This is a genomic window from Variovorax multivorans, from assembly GCF_051216835.1.
In the GTDB taxonomy this organism is placed as follows: Bacteria; Pseudomonadota; Gammaproteobacteria; order Burkholderiales; family Burkholderiaceae_C; genus Variovorax.
This window is the reverse complement of record NZ_JBPJZL010000015.1, coordinates 96,918-113,120: the sequence shown is the minus strand read 5'-3', so window position 1 is coordinate 113,120 and position 16,203 is coordinate 96,918. Positions and strand designations below refer to the sequence as shown.

The following is a 16,203-nucleotide window of genomic DNA, read 5'->3' as shown; positions in this document are numbered from 1 at the left end:
GTCCATATGAAGACCCAGCCCACCGTTTCGCGCCGCTCACGAAGCCTGGCGCTCCTGGCACCGACAGCGCTTGCGGCCCTTACCCTGGCCTGTGGCGCAGTGTCTGCCAAGACGCTGGTGTATTGCTCGGAAGGCAGCCCCGAGAACTTCTACCCGGGGATGAACACCACCGGCACCTCGTTCGACGTGACCACGCAGGTCTACAACACCATCGTCGAATTCGAGCGCGGAGGCACCAAGGTCGTGCCGGGCCTGGCCGAGAAATGGGACATCTCCGCCGACGGCACGGTCTACACCTTCCACCTGCGCAAGGGCGTGAAGTGGCACACCACGAGCAAGAGCTTCAAGCCCACGCGCGACTTCAACGCCGACGACTTCATCTTCATGCTCGAGCGCCAGTGGAAGGAGAGCGATCCCTTCTTCAAGGTCACGAGCCAGAACCACTCCTACTTCAACGACATGGGCATGCCCAAGCTGCTGAAGACGGTGGACCGCATCGACGACTACACGGTGAAGATCGTGCTCAACCAGCCCGAGGCGCCGTTCCTCGCAAACCTGGCCATGCAGTACGCGGGCATCCAGTCGAAGGAATACGCCATTGCCATGCTGAAGGCCGGCACGCCCGAGAAGGTCGACCAGGACCCGATCGGCACCGGCCCCTTCTACCTTGTGCAGTACCAGAAGGACGCGATCATCCGCTTCAAGGCCTTCCCGCAATACTGGGGCGGCAAGGCGAAGATCGACGACCTCGTGTTCGCGATCACGCCCGATGCCTCGGTGCGCTGGGCCAAGCTGCAAAAGGGCGAGTGCCACGTCATGCCGTACCCGAACCCGGCCGACCTTGACGCGATCCGCAAGGACCCGAACGTGCAGCTGCTGGAGCAGCCTGGCCTGAACGTCGGCTACCTCTCGTACAACACGACGAAGAAGCCCTTCGACGACGTGCGCGTGCGCAAGGCCATCAACATGGCGATCAACAAGAAGGCCATCATCGACGGCGTGTATCTCTCGACCGGCGTGGCCGCGAAGAACCCGATTCCGCCCACCATGTGGTCCTACAACGATGCCGTGAAGGACGACCCGTACGATCCCGAAGCCGCCAAGAAGCTGCTGGCGCAGGCCGGTTTCCCCGACGGCTTCTCGACCGACCTGTGGGCCATGCCGGTGCAGCGCCCGTACAACCCGAACGCCAAGCGCATCGCCGAGCTGATGCAGGCAGACCTCGCCAAGATCAACGTCAAGGCCGAGATCAAGAGCTTCGAGTGGGGCGAGTATCGCAAGCGCCTGCAGGCTGGCGAGCACCAGATGGGCATGCTGGGCTGGACCGGCGACAACGGCGACCCGGACAACTTCATGTACACGCTGCTGGGTTGTGCTTCTGCCAAGTCGGCCAGCGGCAGCAACATCTCGAAGTTCTGCTACCAGCCGTATGAAGACCTCGTGGTGAAGGCCAAGAGCACGACCAAGCAGGCCGACCGCGACGCGCTCTATAAGAAGGCCCAGCTGATCTTCAAGGAGCAGGCGCCGTGGTTCACGATCGCGCATGCGGTGCAGCTGAAGCCGGTGCGCAAGGAAGTGGTCGATTTCAAACTGAGCCCGTTCGGGCGCCACACCTTCTACGGCGTGGACATCAAGTAACAGGTGGTTGCGCCCATCGCCATCGTCGCGGCAATGCACGAGGAGCTGAGCGCGCTCCTCGCGCAGATGCCCGATGAGCAGCGCGTGCGCATCGCCGGGCGAGACTTCTGGGTCGGCCATCTGCATGGCCAGCCTGTGGTCGCGGTGCTGTCGCGCATCGGCAAGGTCGCGGCGGCGGTGACGGCCACGATGCTGCTCGAGCGATTCGCCGTCGGGGCCATCGTCTTCACCGGCGTCGCAGGTGGACTCGCACCGGGGGTGAATGTCGGCGACGTGGTCGTTGCCACGCAGTTGCTGCAGCACGACCTCGATGCCTCGCCCATCTTTCCGAAATACGAAGTGCCCTTGCTGGGCCTTTCGCGCTTTACGGCCGATGCGGCGATCAGCGATGCATTGGCGGGCGTTGCCAAAGTGACGCTGCATGACCCGGTGGCCCTGGTGGGGCAGGAGGCCGTCGACGAGTTCGGCCTCCAGTCGCCGAAGGTGCATCGCGGCCTGCTGGTGAGTGGAGATCGCTTCGTTTCGACTGCCGCCGAAAGCGAAGCGCTGCGCCTCAGCTTGCCCGAAGCGCTCGCGGTCGAGATGGAAGGTGCCGCGGTGGCGCAGGTGTGCCATGACTACGGCGTGCCGTTCGCGGCCATGCGGACGATCTCGGACCGGGCAGACGACGAGGCGCATGGCGACTTCTCGCGCTTCGTCGCCGAGGTCGCGAGCCGCTACAGCCTCGCGCTGGTGAACGCGTGGCTGGCCGCTCAGGGCGCGAAAAGGGCCTGAGCTACGGCGTGATCCGCCGCCAACGCGGAAGGTCGCGAAGCAGGGGCGGGATCGACAGCACCAGCAGCAGGGCGGCCAGCGGCACGACGCAGACGAACCCCACGTACTTGAAGCCGAGCGCGCCCACCGTACCCCCGAGCACGAACATGCCGACCAACCCGCCGCAGCGGCGCAGCCTGCTGCGGTCGTGGCGCACCGGCAGGGGTGTCGACGGCATGTGCCGGTTCCAGTAGAGCATCTTGCCCAGCTCGATCCCCATGTCGGTGATGTTGCCGGTCATGTGGGTGGTGCGCGTGCTGCCGCCCGAGGTCTTCGACGCCACGGCGTTCTGCAGGCCCATGATGAACGACAGCAGCAGCACCGTGAGCGGCACTGCGAACGGCGTTGCCCAGGTCAGCGTGATGGCACCCGCGAGTCCGAACGGAAACATCAGCGCGGCTTCCAGCAGCAGAGGCAGCGCATAGACGCCGTGCAGCCGGTGCTGCCGCGCCCAGTTCACCAGCACCGCGCACACCGCGGCGCCGGTCGTGAACGCCAGGATCGCGCCCAGCGCATTCAGCAGCAGGGTGAGGTTGCCCAGCACGATGCCGTCCGCCAATTGCGAGGCGAAACCGGTCATGTGCGAGGTGTACATGTGCAGCACAAGGAATCCGCCCGCGTTGACGGCCCCGGCATTGAAGGCCAGCAGCAGGCCGAGCGCGGTGTTGGTCGACGGCGCGCGGTGGCGGTTGGTGAGGAAGCGAAGTCTGCGCACGGGGCTCTCCGGGGGCGGCGCTGGGCCGGCAGCCACTCTAGCACCCGGCACCCCTTGCGGCGCCCTGTACTGGCTGCTACTTCAACCAGCCGCGCCGGCGGAAGTACCACATCGGCACCAGCGCGCTGGCCGCCATCAGCACGATGGCATACGGATAGCCCATGGCCCAGTCGAGCTCCGGCATGAACTTGAAGTTCATGCCGTAGATGCTCGCGATCAGCGTGGGCGGCAGCAGCGCGACGCTGGCCACCGAGAAGATCTTGATGGTCTTGTTCTGGTTGATGTTGATGAAGCCGACGGTCGCATCCATCAGGAAGTTGATCTTGTCGAAGAGGAAGGCCGTGTGGTTGTCCAGCGACTCGATGTCGCGCAGGATCTGACGGGCTTCCTCGAACTGCTCGGCATTGAGCATCTTGCTGCGCATCATGAAGCTGACCGCGCGGCGCGTGTCCATCACATTGCGGCGGATGCGGCCGTTCAAGTCTTCCTGCCGCGCGATGAGGCCGAGCACCTCGCCGGCCAGCTCGTCGGTGACATTGCCCGAGAGCACCTTCTTGCCGGCCACTTCGAGCTCGTCGTAGATGTTCTCCAGCGTGTCGGCCGAGTATTCGGCGTCGGCGTCGAAGAGCTTGAGCATCACTTCCTTGGCATCTTCGATCAGCCCCGGTGCGCGGCGCGCGCGCATGCGCAGCAGGCGAAACACGGGCACGTCTTCGTCGTGGATCGAGAACAGCACGCCACGGCTGCGCAGGTCGGTGTTGTGCTGGTTGAGGATGAAGGCCACGCGCACGGTGCGCGGGTCTTCGTCGTCGTCGATCAAAAAGTCGGAGCGGATGTGCAGCTCGCCGTTGTCTTCCTCGTAGAAGCGGGCCGACTCCTCGATGTCCTCGTCCATCGCGTCTTCGGGAATGGAGAGGCCGTAGTACTGTTTGATCCAGCGCTTTTCTTCGAGCGTGGGCGACTCGAGGTCGACCCAGATCGGCTGGAACTTGGAGAGCTCTTCGAGCGCCTCGATCTCTTCCTGAACGAGGCGGCCGTTGGCGAGCGTGAAGATGTTGAGCATTGGCTCACTCCCGGGAATGACTGAACGATGGGCGAGGGAGGGGCGCTTTCAATTCCCGGGCCCGACGTGCGCTAAGAAAAACGCGTCAGTGAAAGGGAGTTGAAAGCTGCCGAGACGGGGCGGTTTCCATTGGGAAGAATCTCCGGTTGCAGCGAGGCGCGATTATGTCACCGGCCACATGGCAGCACGGTGGCTGGACTGGACGGGCATACAGTAAAGTCGTGCCCATGCAGACCGCTGCGCTCCCCGTTTTTTCCGCTGTCGCGAAGACCCAGGCCGAGCGCCTGGCCGACGCGTTGGCCACGCTCAACGACGCGCAACGCGCGGCGGTCGAGCATGGGGTGGGTGCGGCCATTGCCGAGCGTGACGAGCGGCCACTGCTCGTCATTGCCGGTGCAGGTTCGGGCAAGACCAGCACGCTGGCGCACCGTGTCGCACACCTCATTGCCGGCGGTGTCGATCCGCAGCGCCTGCTGCTGCTGACCTTCTCTCGCCGTGCCGCGCAGGAGATGGAGCGCCGCGCAGGCCAGGTGCTGGCACGTGTGCTCGGCCTGAAGTCGGAGGCGCCGCCCGCGCTGCCGTGGGCCGGCACCTTCCACGGCATCGGCGCGCGGCTGCTGCGCGAGTACGCGCCGCAGATCGGGCTCGACGAGAATTTCACCATCCACGACCGCGGCGATGCCGAAGACCTGATGGGGCTGGTGCGCCACGAGCTGGGCCTGTCTTCCACCGTCAATCGTTTTCCGCGCAAGGGCACCTGCCTGTCGATCTACTCGCGCTGCGTGAATACGCGCGCGCCGCTGGCCGATGTGCTGAAGGAGGCCTTTCCCTGGTGCGATGAATGGGAGGCCGAACTGAAGAAGCTGTTCGGCGCCTACGTCGAGGCCAAGCAGCGGCAGAACGTACTCGACTACGACGACCTGCTGCTCTACTGGGCCGAGATGGCCGCCGAGCCCGCGCTGGCCGCGCACATCGGTGAGCGCTTCGACCACGTGCTGATCGACGAATACCAGGACACCAACCTGCTGCAGGCTTCGATCCTGCTGGCGCTCAAGCCCGACGGGCGCGGCGTGACAGTGGTGGGCGACGACGCGCAGTCGATCTATTCCTTTCGCGGCGCGACGGTGCGCAACATCCTCGACTTTCCGTCGCAGTTCACGCAGGCCGCGCGCGTGGTCACGCTGGAGCGCAACTACCGCTCGACGCAGCCGATCCTCGATGTCTCGAACCGCGTGATCGCGCATGCGGCCGAGCGGCACGCCAAGACGCTGTGGACCGACAAGCCCTCGGCCGGCAAGCCGCTGCTGGTGCTTGTGCCCGACGAAGCGGGGCAGGCGCGCTGGGTGGCCGACAAGGTGCTGGCGCATCGCGAGGGCGGGCTAGCGCTCAAGTCGCAGGCAGTGCTGTTTCGCACTTCGACGCACAGCGCGGCGCTCGAACTCGAGCTGGCGCGGCGCAACATCCCGTTCGTGAAATTTGGCGGGCTCAAGTTTCTCGAAGCCTCGCATGTGAAAGACCTGCTCGCGGTGCTGCGCTTTGCGCAGAACCCGCGCGGGCGCATGGCGGGCTTTCGCGTGACGCAACTGATTCCGGGCATCGGCCCTGTCACGGGCACGCGCCTGCTCGATGCGATGGACCAGGCGGCCGACCCCGCCGCGGCGGTGCGCGAGTTCGTTGCGCCTTCAGCGGCACGCGCGCAGTGGGTCGACTTTGCCGAGGCCTACGCCGCCTTGCGCGAACCCGCGCTGAAGTGGCCGGCCGATGTCGAGCTGGCGATGGACTGGTACCTGCCGCATCTGGAGCGCCTGTACGAAGACACCTCCGGCGTGCGGCGCGCAGACGTGGAGCAGCTCGCGCGGCTCGCGGCTGGGTATGCCTCGCGCGAACGCTTCCTTACCGAGCTCACGCTCGACCCGCCCGAAGCCACCAGCGACCGCCCAGGGCCGCCGCTGCTCGACGAGGACTACCTGATCCTCTCGACCATCCATTCGGCCAAGGGGCAGGAGTGGAATTCGGTGCATGTGCTCAACGTGGTCGACGGCTGCCTGCCGGCCGACGTGGCGCAGAGCGCGCACGAGCTGGAAGAAGAGCGCCGGCTGCTCTACGTGGCGATGACCCGGGCACGCGACCACCTGCACTTGCTGATACCGCAGCGCTTCCACATCACGCAGCAGGCGGCGCGCGGCGATCGGCACCTGTATGCCAACCGCACGCGCTTCATCGCCGATGCCGATCTCGAAGGCTTCGAGCAGCAGACCTGGCCGCCTCCGCCGGAGCGCCCGCCGGCCGTGCCGCCGCCGAGCGCGGTGATCGACCTGCGCAACCGGATGCGCGCGGCTTGGCGCTGAACCGCTGAGCGAGCTGCTGGCCCTTCCGGTGGCAGGGTCACACGTGGACCGAGGCTGAAACATTTGTTCCCGAAGCGCCGCATCGCCTGCCCCGCGAGCGCCAGCTGCTATTGATTCGCTAGCGTGTGAAAAGCTGCGCACGAAGCCGCAAAACCCCGGGCAACTCAGGTATTGCAATACCGTGACAGCTTGGGCATAGTGAATCGACCCACCCCTCTTTCCTCTTCTTCCCTTCCCCCGTTCCCCCTCTCAAAACTCCCGTTTTTCGCCGGCCACGCTGCATTCCGTAGTGCGGTCATTTCCCCAACCGTCAATTCCAGGAGGTCATTCATGAATTTGACGATCAGCGGTCATCACCTCGACGTCACCCCTGCCTTGCGCACCTACGTCACGAGCAAGCTGGACCGGATCACCCGACATTTCGACCAGGTTGTCGATGTGAAGGTGATCCTCACGGTGGAAAAGCAGAAGGAAAAGGAACGCCGCCAAAGGGCGGAGTGCAACATTCACGTCAAGGGCAATGACATGTTCGCGGAGTCGAGCCACGCTGATCTCTACGCTGCGGTCGATGAGCTGGTCGACAAGCTCGACCGCCAGGTGGTGCGCCACAAGGACCGCCTGCAGGACCACCATCACGCGGCGCCCAAGCGCGTGATGTAAGAGCCCCCGGCTCGCATCAAGGCCGCCTTCGGGCGGCTTTTTGTTTTCCGACTGTTGCGGTAGGGCTTTGGCAAGCCCCCAGAGGGAAGCACGAGGCCTGCGGACAACATGTAGACAGAAAGTAAATAGGGGGACTGGGGGTTTTTACCAAGCGGGTGCATAATCGCCCCCGCTCTGCACCCACCATGAATCGCCTCGCGTCCATCCTGCCGCCCGCTCAAGTGCTTGTGAGCGTTGACGCTACTAGCAAGAAACGTGCTTTCGAAGAAGCCGGCCTGCTGTTCGAAAGCCTTCACGGTCTGGGCCGTGCCCTCATCACCGACAGCCTGTTTGCCCGTGAGCGCCTCGGCTCCACCGGCCTGGGCCACGGCGTTGCCATTCCGCATGGCCGCATCAAGGGCCTCAAGGCGCCGATGGCGGCGGTGTTCCAACTGGCCAATCCCATTGGCTTCGACGCACCCGACGAGCAACCCGTCGCGCTGCTGATCTTCCTGCTGGTGCCCGAAGCGGCCACGCAGAAGCACCTCGAAATCCTCTCTGAAATCGCTGAACTGCTGAGCGACGCCAGCCTGCGCGAACAGATCAAGTCCAGCACCGACGCTTCTGCATTGCACGGCCTCATCGCCGGCTGGCAGTCCACGCAAGTCGCCTGAGCGCATGTGTCGGCGCGTGCGGCTGCTGATAAGCTGCGCGGCTCTTCTTCCCGTCACTCATCCAATGCCGGCGCCGGGCGCCGTCTCCTGAACGCATGAAGCCGACCGTCATCAGCGCCGATGCCATGTTCGAGGAGTTCCGCGGCTCGCTCCGCTGGGAATGGCTCGCGGGGCTCGGTGCTTCGGAGCGCCAGTTCGACCCCGAAGTCATCAGCCGCGCACAGTCGGCGGCCGACCTCGTTGGCTATCTCAACTACATCCACCCGTACCGCGTGCAGATCCTGGGCGCCCGCGAGGTGGCCTACCTGACGCGCGGCAGCGAGGAAGACTGCGCGCGGCGCATCGCCCGCATCGTCACGCTGGAGCCGCCGATGCTGGTGCTGGCCGACGGCCAGGCTGCGCCCGACGAGCTGCTGTCCATCTGCGAGCGTGCCCAGCTGCCGCTGTTCGCCACGCGCGAGTCGTCGGCCTTCGTGATCGACCTGCTGCGCGCCTACCTGTCCAAGCACTTTGCCGAGCGCACCTCGATGCACGGCGTGTTCATGGACATCCTGGGCATGGGCGTGATGATCACGGGCGAGTCGGGCCTGGGCAAGAGCGAGCTCGGCCTGGAGCTGATCTCGCGCGGCAATGGCCTCGTGGCCGACGATGCGGTCGACCTGTTCCGCATCAACCAGAACACCATCGAAGGCCGCTGCCCCGACCTGCTGCTGAACCTGCTCGAAGTGCGCGGCATCGGCCTGCTGGACATCCGCGCGATCTTCGGCGAGACGGCGGTGCGCCGGAAGATGCGGCTGAAGCTCATCGTGCACCTCGTGCGGCGCGACAGCTTCGAGCGCGACTACGAGCGCATGCCCTCGGCGCCGCTCACGCAGGACGTGCTGGGCATCCCGGTGCGCAAGGTCATCATCCAGGTGGTGGCGGGGCGCAATATCGCCGTGCTGGTGGAAGCGGCGGTGCGCAATTCGATCCTGCAGCTGCGCGGCATCGACACGTACGCCGACTTCGTGGCGCGCCACCACAAGGCGATGGAAAACTCCCGCGACGGGGACTGAAAACGAGGGAGACGGATCAGCGCTTCTTCGCGCAGTCTCCGCACAGGCCATAAAGCGACATGGCATGGTCCTGCAGGATCCAGCCCTTGTCCTTGGCGATCATCTGCTGGCGGCGTTCGATCTCGGCGTCGTAGAACTCCTCGACCTTGCCGCAGGAGGTGCAGATCAGGTGGTCGTGGTGCGTGCCTTCGTTCAGCTCGTAGACGGCCTTGCCGCTTTCGAAGTGGCTGCGCTCGAGGATGCCGGCCTGCTCGAACTGCGTCAGCACCCGGTAGACGGTGGCCAGGCCGATGTCGGAATGTTCGTTGAGCAGCACGCGGAACACGTCTTCCGCCGTCATGTGCCGTTGGCTGCCGGTCTGGAAGATCTCGAGGATCTTCAGGCGCGGTAGAGTGGCCTTGAGGCCGGTGTTCTTCAGTTCGTCGATGTTGGCCATGTTGGTTCCTGCGCCCTGGGGCTGCGGCAAAAAGGCCCCGAAAAAGGCCAGCCGCTACAATGGCCGATCATATCGCTACCCCTTTTTCCTCCCATGCCTGCCATTCTCCAACGCCGTCCCTGGCTGCTGGTTGCTGCCGTTGCCGCAACGCTCTGCCTTGGTGCCTGCAGCGGTTTCAGCGATCGCACGCGTGGCGCGCTGGCTGCTGTAACTCCTTACAAAGTCGAAGTGGTGCAGGGCAATTTCGTGTCGAAGGAACAGGTCGCGGCGCTCAAGCCGGGCATGTCGCGCCAGCAGGTGCGTGAAATCCTCGGTACCTCGCTGCTGAACGACGTGTTCCACGCCAACCGCTGGGACTATGTGTTCACGATCCGCCGCCAGGGCGTCGACCCGCAGGAACGCCACCTGACAGTGTTCTTCAACGGCGAGCTCATGGATCGCTTCGAGGGCGACGAAATGCCCAGCGAAGAAGAATTCGTCGCCACGCTCGACACCCGTAAAAAATCGGGCAAGGTGCCGCCGCTCGAGGCCTCGGAAGACGAGCTCAAGAAATTCGCTCCTTCCAAGGATGAGAAAAAAGCCGGCACCGCCGCGGACACGTCGGCCTCCCTGCCGCCGTTGCCGGCCGCCTACCCCCCGCTCGAAGCCGCGCGCTGAGCGCAGCACAAGCAGCAGCGGGCGGCGCCCGCCCAGTCAGGCGGCGTCCGTCCCGTGTCCATGCATGCCATTGGCCGTTTCGAAATTTCGAAGACTGAATCCGCGTGACTGAATCCACCTCCACTCCTTCCAGTTCCACCGCCGCACCGCGCCGCGTAGCCGTCGCCGGGGCCTCGGGCCGCATGGGCCACATGCTGATCGAGGCCGTGCGCAACGCGCCCGACCTGCGACTGGCCGGCGCACTCGACATCGCGGGCAGCCCGGCCCTCGGCACCGATGCCGGCGCCTTCCTGGGCTTCGACAGCGGCGTGCCCATCGTGTCCGACCTGCGTACCGGCCTGAAGGACGCGCAGGTGCTCATCGACTTCACCCGCCCCGAAGGCACGCTCGCGCACCTCGCGGCCTGCCGCGAACTCGGCGTGCAGGCCGTCATCGGCACCACCGGCTTCAGCGACGAGCAGAAGGCCGAGATCGCCGAGATCGCCAAAGACATCGCGATCATGATGGCGCCCAACATGAGCGTGGGCGTCAACGTCACCTTCAAGCTGCTCGAAATGGCGGCCAAGGCCATGTCGACGGGCTACGACATCGAAATCATCGAGGCGCACCACCGCCACAAGGTCGACGCGCCCTCGGGCACCGCGCTCAAGATGGGCGAAGTCATCGCCGATGCGCTGGGCCGCGACCTCAAGGACTGCGCCGTGTACGCCCGCGAAGGCATCACCGGCGAGCGCGACCCTTCCACCATCGGCTTTTCGGCCATCCGCGGCGGCGACATCGTGGGCGACCACACCGTGCTGTTCGCGGGCACCGGCGAGCGCATCGAGATCACCCACAAGTCGTCGAGCCGCACCACCTACGCCCAGGGCAGCCTGCGCGCGGTGCGCTTCCTGGCCGAACAGCGCGCCGGCCTGTACGACATGTACGACGTGCTGGGCTTGCGCTAACCAAAAGGACCGCCGATGAGCGTGCTCGATCTGCTGACCCATGGCGACGGCGTCAGCCGTTCGGTGGCGGCGCTGCTGCTGGCGATGTCGATCGCAAGCTGGGTCATCATTCTCTGGAAGGCGTGGCTGCTGCGCGGCGGCACGCGCGACGTGCTGCGCAGCATCGCGGCGTTCTGGCAGTCGTCCACGCTGGCCGATGCCGAGCAGAAGCTCAAGGCATTCGACCGCGCGACGCTGGTGTCGCCCGCCGTGTCGGCCATCAAGAGTGTGGCCGCCGGTGCGCCGGCCGGCACGCTGGGCGCCACGGTCGACCGCAACCAGCGGCTCACGCGCGTGCTGCGCGACGCCCTGCACGGCGCGCTGCGCCGGCTGCAGGCGGGGCAGATTCTGCTTGCCACGGTCGGCGCCACAGCGCCCTTCGTCGGGCTGCTGGGCACGGTCTGGGGCATCTACGGCGCGTTGACGGGCATTGCCGGCCAGACCGGCGGCTTCACTATCGACAAGGTGGCTGGCCCGGTGGGCGAGGCGCTCATCATGACGGCCTTCGGCCTGGCCGTGGCCATTCCGGCCGTGCTGGCCTACAACGTCTTCGGCCGCGTCATCGGTCGCATCGAGGCCGAGCTCGAAGGCTTCGCGCACGACCTGCTGGGCAGCTTCGGCGCTCCGCCAGAGCCAGTTGCGCCGCCGCCAGCGCGGCCGATGCCGGTCTGAGCACCCCACACCATGGCCTTCGGTCGCACTTCACTGGGTAGCAGCGCCGGCGGCGGTGGGCGTGCCATGGGAGCGGGCGCGCAGCGGCCGCTGTCCGACATCAACGTCACGCCGCTGGTCGACGTGATGCTGGTGCTGCTGGTGATCTTCATCATCACCGCGCCGCTGATGGCCAGCTCGATCAAGCTCGACCTGCCGCAGACCGACGCCGGCCAGCCCAACGACGCGCCCAAGTTCGTGAGCCTGTCCGTCGATGCCTCGGGCAAGGTTTTCCTGAACGATCAGTCCGTGACCGACGAAGAACTGGCCACCCGCCTCGAAAAGGCCGCCGCCGACAGCAAGGATACCGAAGTGCAGCTGCGCGCCGACCAGACCGTGCCCTACGGCAAGGTGGTCGCGCTGATGGGCATCGCGAACAAGGCTGGGCTGAGCCGCATCGGCTTCGTGACCGAGGCCGAGCCGCCGAAGAAGCCTGGAAGCTGACCGGTCAGCTGGTCATCAGCCCAGCACCACCGGCTTGGTGTGCCAGATCTCGTGCGCGTACTGCGCAATCGTGCGGTCCGACGAGAACGCCCCCATCCCCGCCACATTGAGAATCGCCATCCGCGTCCACGCATCCGAGTCGCGGTACAGCGCATCGACCTCGGCCTGCTTGGCCACGTAGCTCGCGTAATCGGCCAGCAGCAGATAGTGGTCGCCCCAGTTCACCAGTGCGTCGTAGATGCCTTGGTAGCGCGCCGGTTCGCCCGGTGAGAACGCGCCGTCGCGGATCGCGTCGAGCACGCGCTTGAGTTCGGCGTTCTCTTCGTAGATTTCGCGCGGCTGGTAGCCACGCGCGCGGATGTCGGCCACCTCGGGCGTGGTGTTGCCGAAGATGAAGATGTTCTCCGGCCCCACGTTCTCGCGCATTTCCACATTCGCACCGTCCAGCGTGCCGATGGTGAGCGCGCCGTTGAGCGCGAACTTCATGTTCCCTGTGCCCGAGGCCTCGGTGCCCGCCGTGGAAATCTGCTCCGACAGGTCGGCCGCCGGCATGATGATCTCGGCCAGGCTCACGCTGTAGTTCGGCAGGAATACCACCTTCAGCAGCTTGCCCACGCGCGGGTCGGCGTTGATGGTGCTCGCCACGTCGTTGACGAGCCGGATGACGAGCTTGGCCATTGCGTACGCCGAAGCCGCCTTGCCCGCGAACACCACCACGCGCGGCACGATGTCGACGGGGCCTCCCGCTGCCTGCGCGTCGAGGATGCGGTGGTAGCGCGCCACTACGTGCAGCACGTTGAGCAGTTGCCGCTTGTATTCGTGGATGCGCTTGACCTGCACGTCGAACATCGCGTCGGTGTCGATGTCGATCTTCAGGTGCTGCTCGACCCAGTTGGCCAGCCGCAGCTTGTTCTCGCGCTTGGCATGGCGAAAGGCGCGCGCGAAAGCCGGTTGCGCGGCCATGGGCTTGAGCGCCTCGAGCTGCGACAGGTCGCGCCGCCAGCCCTTGCCGATGCGCTGATCGAGCAGCGCCGCCAGCGGCGGGTTGGCCTGCGCCAGCCAGCGGCGCGGCGTGACGCCGTTGGTCTTGTTGTTGAAGCGCTCGGGAAAGATCTTCGCGAAGTCCGAGAAGATCGACTGCTTCATCAGCTCCGAGTGCAGCCCCGACACGCCGTTGATCGAGTGGCTCGCCAGCACCGCCACGTAGGCCATGCGCACGCGCCGCTCGCCGGCTTCATCGACCAGCGACAGCCTGCGCATCAGCTCCACGTCGTTGCCGACCTTCTGCGTCACGGTGGCGAGAAACTTCGCGTTGATGTCGTAGATGATCTGCAGGTGCCGCGGCAGGATGCGCCCCAGCATCTCCACCGGCCAGGTCTCCAGCGCCTCGTGCATCAGCGTGTGGTTGGTGTAGCTGAACACTTTCTGCGTGTGCGCCCAGGCCACGTCCCACGCAAGGCCGTGTTCGTCGAGCAAGAGCCGCATGAGCTCGGGCACCGCCAGCACCGGGTGCGTGTCGTTCAGGTGGATGCTGACTTTCTCGGACAGCTGGTCGAAGGTCTTGTGGTTGCGCAGGTAGCGGCGCAGCAGGTCTTGCACGCTCGCGCTGCAGAAAAAATACTCCTGGTGCAGCCGCAACTCGCGGCCCGAGGGCGTGGAGTCGTCGGGGTAGAGCACGCGCGAGACGTTCTCCGACTGGTTCTTGCTCTCCACCGCGCCCATGTAGTTGCCGCGGTTGAAGGCCGAGAGGTCGATTTCCTCGGTGGCGCGCGCCGACCACAGCCGCAGCGTGTTGGTGGCTTGCGTGCCGTAGCCCGGAATGATGGTGTCGTAGGCCACGGCCAGCACGTCGTGCGTGTCGACCCAGTCGGCTGCGCCGTAGGGGGCGTTGGTGCCCTCGCGCTTTTGCACGTGGCCGCCGAAGCGCACGCGGTAGTTCACCTCTGGCCGCTGGAACTCCCACGGATTGCCGCGCGTGAGCCAGTAGTCGGGCGTCTCGACCTGCTGGCCGTCGACGATGCGCTGGCGGAACATGCCGTATTCGTAGCGGATGCCGTAGCCCATGCCCGGCACGCCGAGCGTGGCCATCGAGTCGAGAAAGCAGGCCGCGAGCCGGCCCAGGCCGCCGTTGCCCAGCGCTGCGTCGGGCTCGCGCTCGGCCAGCGCGTCCATGTCGACGCCGAAGTCGGCCAGCGCTTCGCGCACCGTGTCGTAGAGGTCCACGGCCAAGAGCGCATTGGTGAAGGTGCGCCCGATCAGGAATTCCATCGACAGGTAGTAGACGCGCTTCAGGTCCTGCGCGTAGTTGGCGCGCGTGGTCATCATCCAGCGCTCGACCAGCTGGTCGCGCACGGCCTGCGAGGTGGCGTTGAGCCAGTCGTCCTGGCTGGCGGCGACCGGGTCCTTGCCGACCGCGTAGATCAGCTTGTTGGCCACCGCGCGCTTGAAGGCCGCGACGTCGCGGTCGGGGTGGTCATAGGCGAAGTCTTTGATCGTCATGGGCGCCCTTGTTGCGTGGAAGTTGTTGTGGTGGTCAGGCACGCGGCTGTTCGAGCGCCTGCCGGTAGACATCGATGTACTGCGCGGCTGCAGTGGCCCAGTCGGCCGGCCGCCGCATGGCGTTGCCGCGAACGCGCCGCCAATCGGGCGCACGCTCGTAAAGCGCGAAGGCGCGGCGCACGGCGCGCTCGTAGTCGGCGACCTCGAAGCTGTCGAACACGAAGCCCGTGGCCTCGCCGCTGGCCATGTCTTCGAGCGAGCTGTCGACCACCGTGTCGGCCAGCCCGCCGACGCGGCGCACCAGCGGCAGGCTGCCGTACTTGAGGCCGTACATCTGCGTGAGGCCGCAGGGCTCGAAGAGCGAGGGCACCAGCGTCACGTCGCCCGCGCCGAACATCTGGTGCGCCAGCGTCTCGTTGTAGCCGATGGTGACGCCGACTGAGTGCGGCGTGGCAGCCGCGCGCTGCCGGAAGGCCTCCTCCAGCCAGGTCTCGCCGCTGCCCAGCAGCGCCAGCTGGCCGCCCTGGGCGAGCAGCGCATCGAGCCCGCCCAGCACCAGGTGCAGGCCCTTCTGCTCGGTGAGCCGGCTCACGAGGATGAAGAGCGGCGCATCCGGCCGCTCGGCCAGCCCCAGCTGATGCTGCAGCACCGACTTGCAGCGCGCCTTGCCGGCCATGTGGCGGCCTTCGGGCGTGTGATAGCCCTGAACCAGCGCGGCGTCGCTCGCCGGATTCCAGACCTTGTCGTCGACCGCGTTGAGGATGCCGCTGAGCACACCGCTGCGCTGGCGCAGCAGGCCGTCGAGTCCGCAGCCCTGCTCGGGCGTCTGGATTTCGAGCGCGTAGGTCGGGCTGACCGTGGTGAGCCGGTCGGCGAAATACAGGCCGCCCTTCATGAACGAGACCTGGCCGTGGTATTCGAGCCCGTTCATCTGGAACGCGGAGCCGGGCAAGCCGAGCTCGGTGAAGTTCCAGGGCGCGAAGATGCCCTGGTAGGCCAGGTTGTGCACGGTGAAGACGCTGCCCACGTGCGCTCCCCCTGCCTGCCGCGCGAAGTGCAGGTAGGCCGGCGCGAGCGCAGCGTGCCAGTCGTGCGCGTGCACCACCTCCGGCTGCCACTGCGGATCGAGCCCTTGCGCCAGTTGCGCCGCGGCCCAGCCGAGCAGGGCGAACCGGCGGTGGTTGTCGCCGTAGGGCTGGCGCGAGGTGTCTTCGTAAGGATTGCCGGGCCGGCCGTAGAGCGCCGGCGCGTCGATCACGTAGGCCGGGATGCCGGGCGCCCCGTCGATGTCGATGTGCCCGAGGCGCAGCCCGAAGCGCTCGCCCCAGGGCGCGTTGAAACCGTCCACGGGCGCCAGGTCGCGCACGCCCGCCACGATGGCCGGAAAGCCCGGCAGCAGCACGCGCGCGTCCTCGCCTTCGGCCATGAGCGCCAGGGGCAGGGCGCCGGCAATGTCCGCCAGGCCGCCGGTCTTGAGGAGGGGAAAGAGTTCGGCGCTGACCTGGAGGATTCGCATCGTGGGGCG

The 16,203-nt window shown here is 66.3% G+C and carries 15 protein-coding genes; 10 read left to right on the top strand and 5 right to left on the bottom strand.

The features are described 5' to 3' along the window. Window positions 1–6 precede the first annotated feature (6 nt). Window positions 7–1,638, top strand: a complete 1,632-nt coding sequence (locus ACSFCA_RS30295) for an ABC transporter substrate-binding protein (RefSeq protein ID WP_093076939.1) — start codon at window positions 7–9, stop codon at window positions 1,636–1,638. Between the two features lie 3 nt (window positions 1,639–1,641). Beyond that, window positions 1,642–2,412, top strand: coding sequence for a 5'-methylthioadenosine/adenosylhomocysteine nucleosidase (locus ACSFCA_RS30290; protein WP_258351615.1), 771 nt, complete (start codon window positions 1,642–1,644; stop codon window positions 2,410–2,412). A gap of 1 nt (window position 2,413) precedes the next feature. Here ACSFCA_RS30290 and ACSFCA_RS30285 read toward each other — a convergent pair whose 3' ends face one another. Together ACSFCA_RS30285 and corA are read right to left on the bottom strand one after the other, a co-directional pair. Further along, window positions 2,414–3,166, bottom strand: coding sequence for a YoaK family protein (locus tag ACSFCA_RS30285; RefSeq protein ID WP_258351614.1), 753 nt, complete (start codon window positions 3,164–3,166; stop codon window positions 2,414–2,416). A 76-nt stretch (window positions 3,167–3,242) separates the two neighbouring features. Beyond that, a complete protein-coding gene (gene corA / locus ACSFCA_RS30280; RefSeq protein ID WP_257862784.1) occupies window positions 3,243–4,229 on the bottom strand; it encodes a magnesium/cobalt transporter CorA in 987 nt (328 codons plus the stop codon). A 227-nt stretch (window positions 4,230–4,456) separates the two neighbouring features. Here corA and ACSFCA_RS30275 point away from each other — a divergent pair, with 227 nt between their 5' ends. The 4 genes from ACSFCA_RS30275 to hprK all read left to right on the top strand — a co-directional run bounded on the left by ACSFCA_RS30275 (window position 4,457) and on the right by hprK (window position 8,945). Further along, on the top strand, window positions 4,457–6,577 hold the full coding sequence (locus tag ACSFCA_RS30275) for an ATP-dependent helicase (protein WP_435462077.1): 2,121 nt from the start codon (window positions 4,457–4,459) through the stop codon (window positions 6,575–6,577). Window positions 6,578–6,907: 330 nt separating this feature from the next. Then, window positions 6,908–7,237: a ribosome hibernation-promoting factor, HPF/YfiA family gene (gene hpf, locus ACSFCA_RS30270; RefSeq protein WP_056515121.1), complete on the top strand. Its 330-nt coding sequence runs from the start codon at window positions 6,908–6,910 to the stop codon at window positions 7,235–7,237. Between the two features lie 185 nt (window positions 7,238–7,422). Further along, window positions 7,423–7,890, top strand: a complete 468-nt coding sequence (locus tag ACSFCA_RS30265) for a PTS sugar transporter subunit IIA (RefSeq protein WP_093053983.1) — start codon at window positions 7,423–7,425, stop codon at window positions 7,888–7,890. Between the two features lie 95 nt (window positions 7,891–7,985). Next, window positions 7,986–8,945: an HPr(Ser) kinase/phosphatase gene (hprK, locus tag ACSFCA_RS30260; protein WP_093053985.1), complete on the top strand. Its 960-nt coding sequence runs from the start codon at window positions 7,986–7,988 to the stop codon at window positions 8,943–8,945. 16 nt (window positions 8,946–8,961) lie between these two features. On the opposite strand, the gene fur is transcribed toward hprK, so the two are convergent. Beyond that, complete coding sequence (fur, locus tag ACSFCA_RS30255; protein ID WP_019655576.1) at window positions 8,962–9,381, bottom strand: ferric iron uptake transcriptional regulator; 420 nt, start codon at window positions 9,379–9,381, stop codon at window positions 8,962–8,964. A 93-nt stretch (window positions 9,382–9,474) separates the two neighbouring features. Between fur and ACSFCA_RS30250 the strand changes: the two genes are divergently transcribed. The 4 genes from ACSFCA_RS30250 (at window position 9,475) to ACSFCA_RS30235 (ending at window position 12,179) form a co-directional block, all read left to right on the top strand. Then, complete coding sequence (locus ACSFCA_RS30250) at window positions 9,475–10,038, top strand: outer membrane protein assembly factor BamE (protein ID WP_258351611.1); 564 nt, start codon at window positions 9,475–9,477, stop codon at window positions 10,036–10,038. Between the two features lie 104 nt (window positions 10,039–10,142). Then, window positions 10,143–10,985, top strand: coding sequence for a 4-hydroxy-tetrahydrodipicolinate reductase (gene dapB / locus ACSFCA_RS30245; RefSeq protein WP_435462076.1), 843 nt, complete (start codon window positions 10,143–10,145; stop codon window positions 10,983–10,985). Between the two features lie 15 nt (window positions 10,986–11,000). Further along, entirely contained in the window at window positions 11,001–11,696 is a 696-nt protein-coding gene (locus tag ACSFCA_RS30240) for a MotA/TolQ/ExbB proton channel family protein (RefSeq protein WP_435462075.1), read from the top strand. 12 nt (window positions 11,697–11,708) lie between these two features. Beyond that, the gene (locus ACSFCA_RS30235; RefSeq protein WP_258351608.1) at window positions 11,709–12,179 is read left to right on the top strand and encodes an ExbD/TolR family protein; all 471 of its coding nucleotides are present in this window, start codon (window positions 11,709–11,711) and stop codon (window positions 12,177–12,179) included. A gap of 15 nt (window positions 12,180–12,194) precedes the next feature. Here the strand turns inward: ACSFCA_RS30235 and ACSFCA_RS30230 are convergent, their stop codons facing one another. Together ACSFCA_RS30230 and glgA are read right to left on the bottom strand one after the other, a co-directional pair. After that, window positions 12,195–14,678, bottom strand: coding sequence for a glycogen/starch/alpha-glucan phosphorylase (locus ACSFCA_RS30230; RefSeq protein WP_258351607.1), 2,484 nt, complete (start codon window positions 14,676–14,678; stop codon window positions 12,195–12,197). Window positions 14,679–14,712: 34 nt separating this feature from the next. Further along, window positions 14,713–16,194: a glycogen synthase GlgA gene (glgA, locus tag ACSFCA_RS30225; RefSeq protein WP_435462074.1), complete on the bottom strand. Its 1,482-nt coding sequence runs from the start codon at window positions 16,192–16,194 to the stop codon at window positions 14,713–14,715. Window positions 16,195–16,203: the final 9 nt, after the last annotated feature.

Coding starts and splice junctions, on each gene's coding strand:
- fur (WP_019655576.1), bottom strand. CDS start 9,381: ATGGCCAACATCGACGAACTGAAGAACACCGGCCTCAAGGCCACTCTA.
- ACSFCA_RS30275 (WP_435462077.1), top strand. CDS start 4,457: ATGCAGACCGCTGCGCTCCCCGTTTTTTCCGCTGTCGCGAAGACCCAG.
- ACSFCA_RS30230 (WP_258351607.1), bottom strand. CDS start 14,678: ATGACGATCAAAGACTTCGCCTATGACCACCCCGACCGCGACGTCGCG.
- hpf (WP_056515121.1), top strand. CDS start 6,908: ATGAATTTGACGATCAGCGGTCATCACCTCGACGTCACCCCTGCCTTG.
- ACSFCA_RS30240 (WP_435462075.1), top strand. CDS start 11,001: ATGAGCGTGCTCGATCTGCTGACCCATGGCGACGGCGTCAGCCGTTCG.
- ACSFCA_RS30295 (WP_093076939.1), top strand. CDS start 7: ATGAAGACCCAGCCCACCGTTTCGCGCCGCTCACGAAGCCTGGCGCTC.
- ACSFCA_RS30265 (WP_093053983.1), top strand. CDS start 7,423: ATGAATCGCCTCGCGTCCATCCTGCCGCCCGCTCAAGTGCTTGTGAGC.
- corA (WP_257862784.1), bottom strand. CDS start 4,229: ATGCTCAACATCTTCACGCTCGCCAACGGCCGCCTCGTTCAGGAAGAG.
- hprK (WP_093053985.1), top strand. CDS start 7,986: ATGAAGCCGACCGTCATCAGCGCCGATGCCATGTTCGAGGAGTTCCGC.
- ACSFCA_RS30235 (WP_258351608.1), top strand. CDS start 11,709: ATGGCCTTCGGTCGCACTTCACTGGGTAGCAGCGCCGGCGGCGGTGGG.
- glgA (WP_435462074.1), bottom strand. CDS start 16,194: ATGCGAATCCTCCAGGTCAGCGCCGAACTCTTTCCCCTCCTCAAGACC.
- ACSFCA_RS30250 (WP_258351611.1), top strand. CDS start 9,475: ATGCCTGCCATTCTCCAACGCCGTCCCTGGCTGCTGGTTGCTGCCGTT.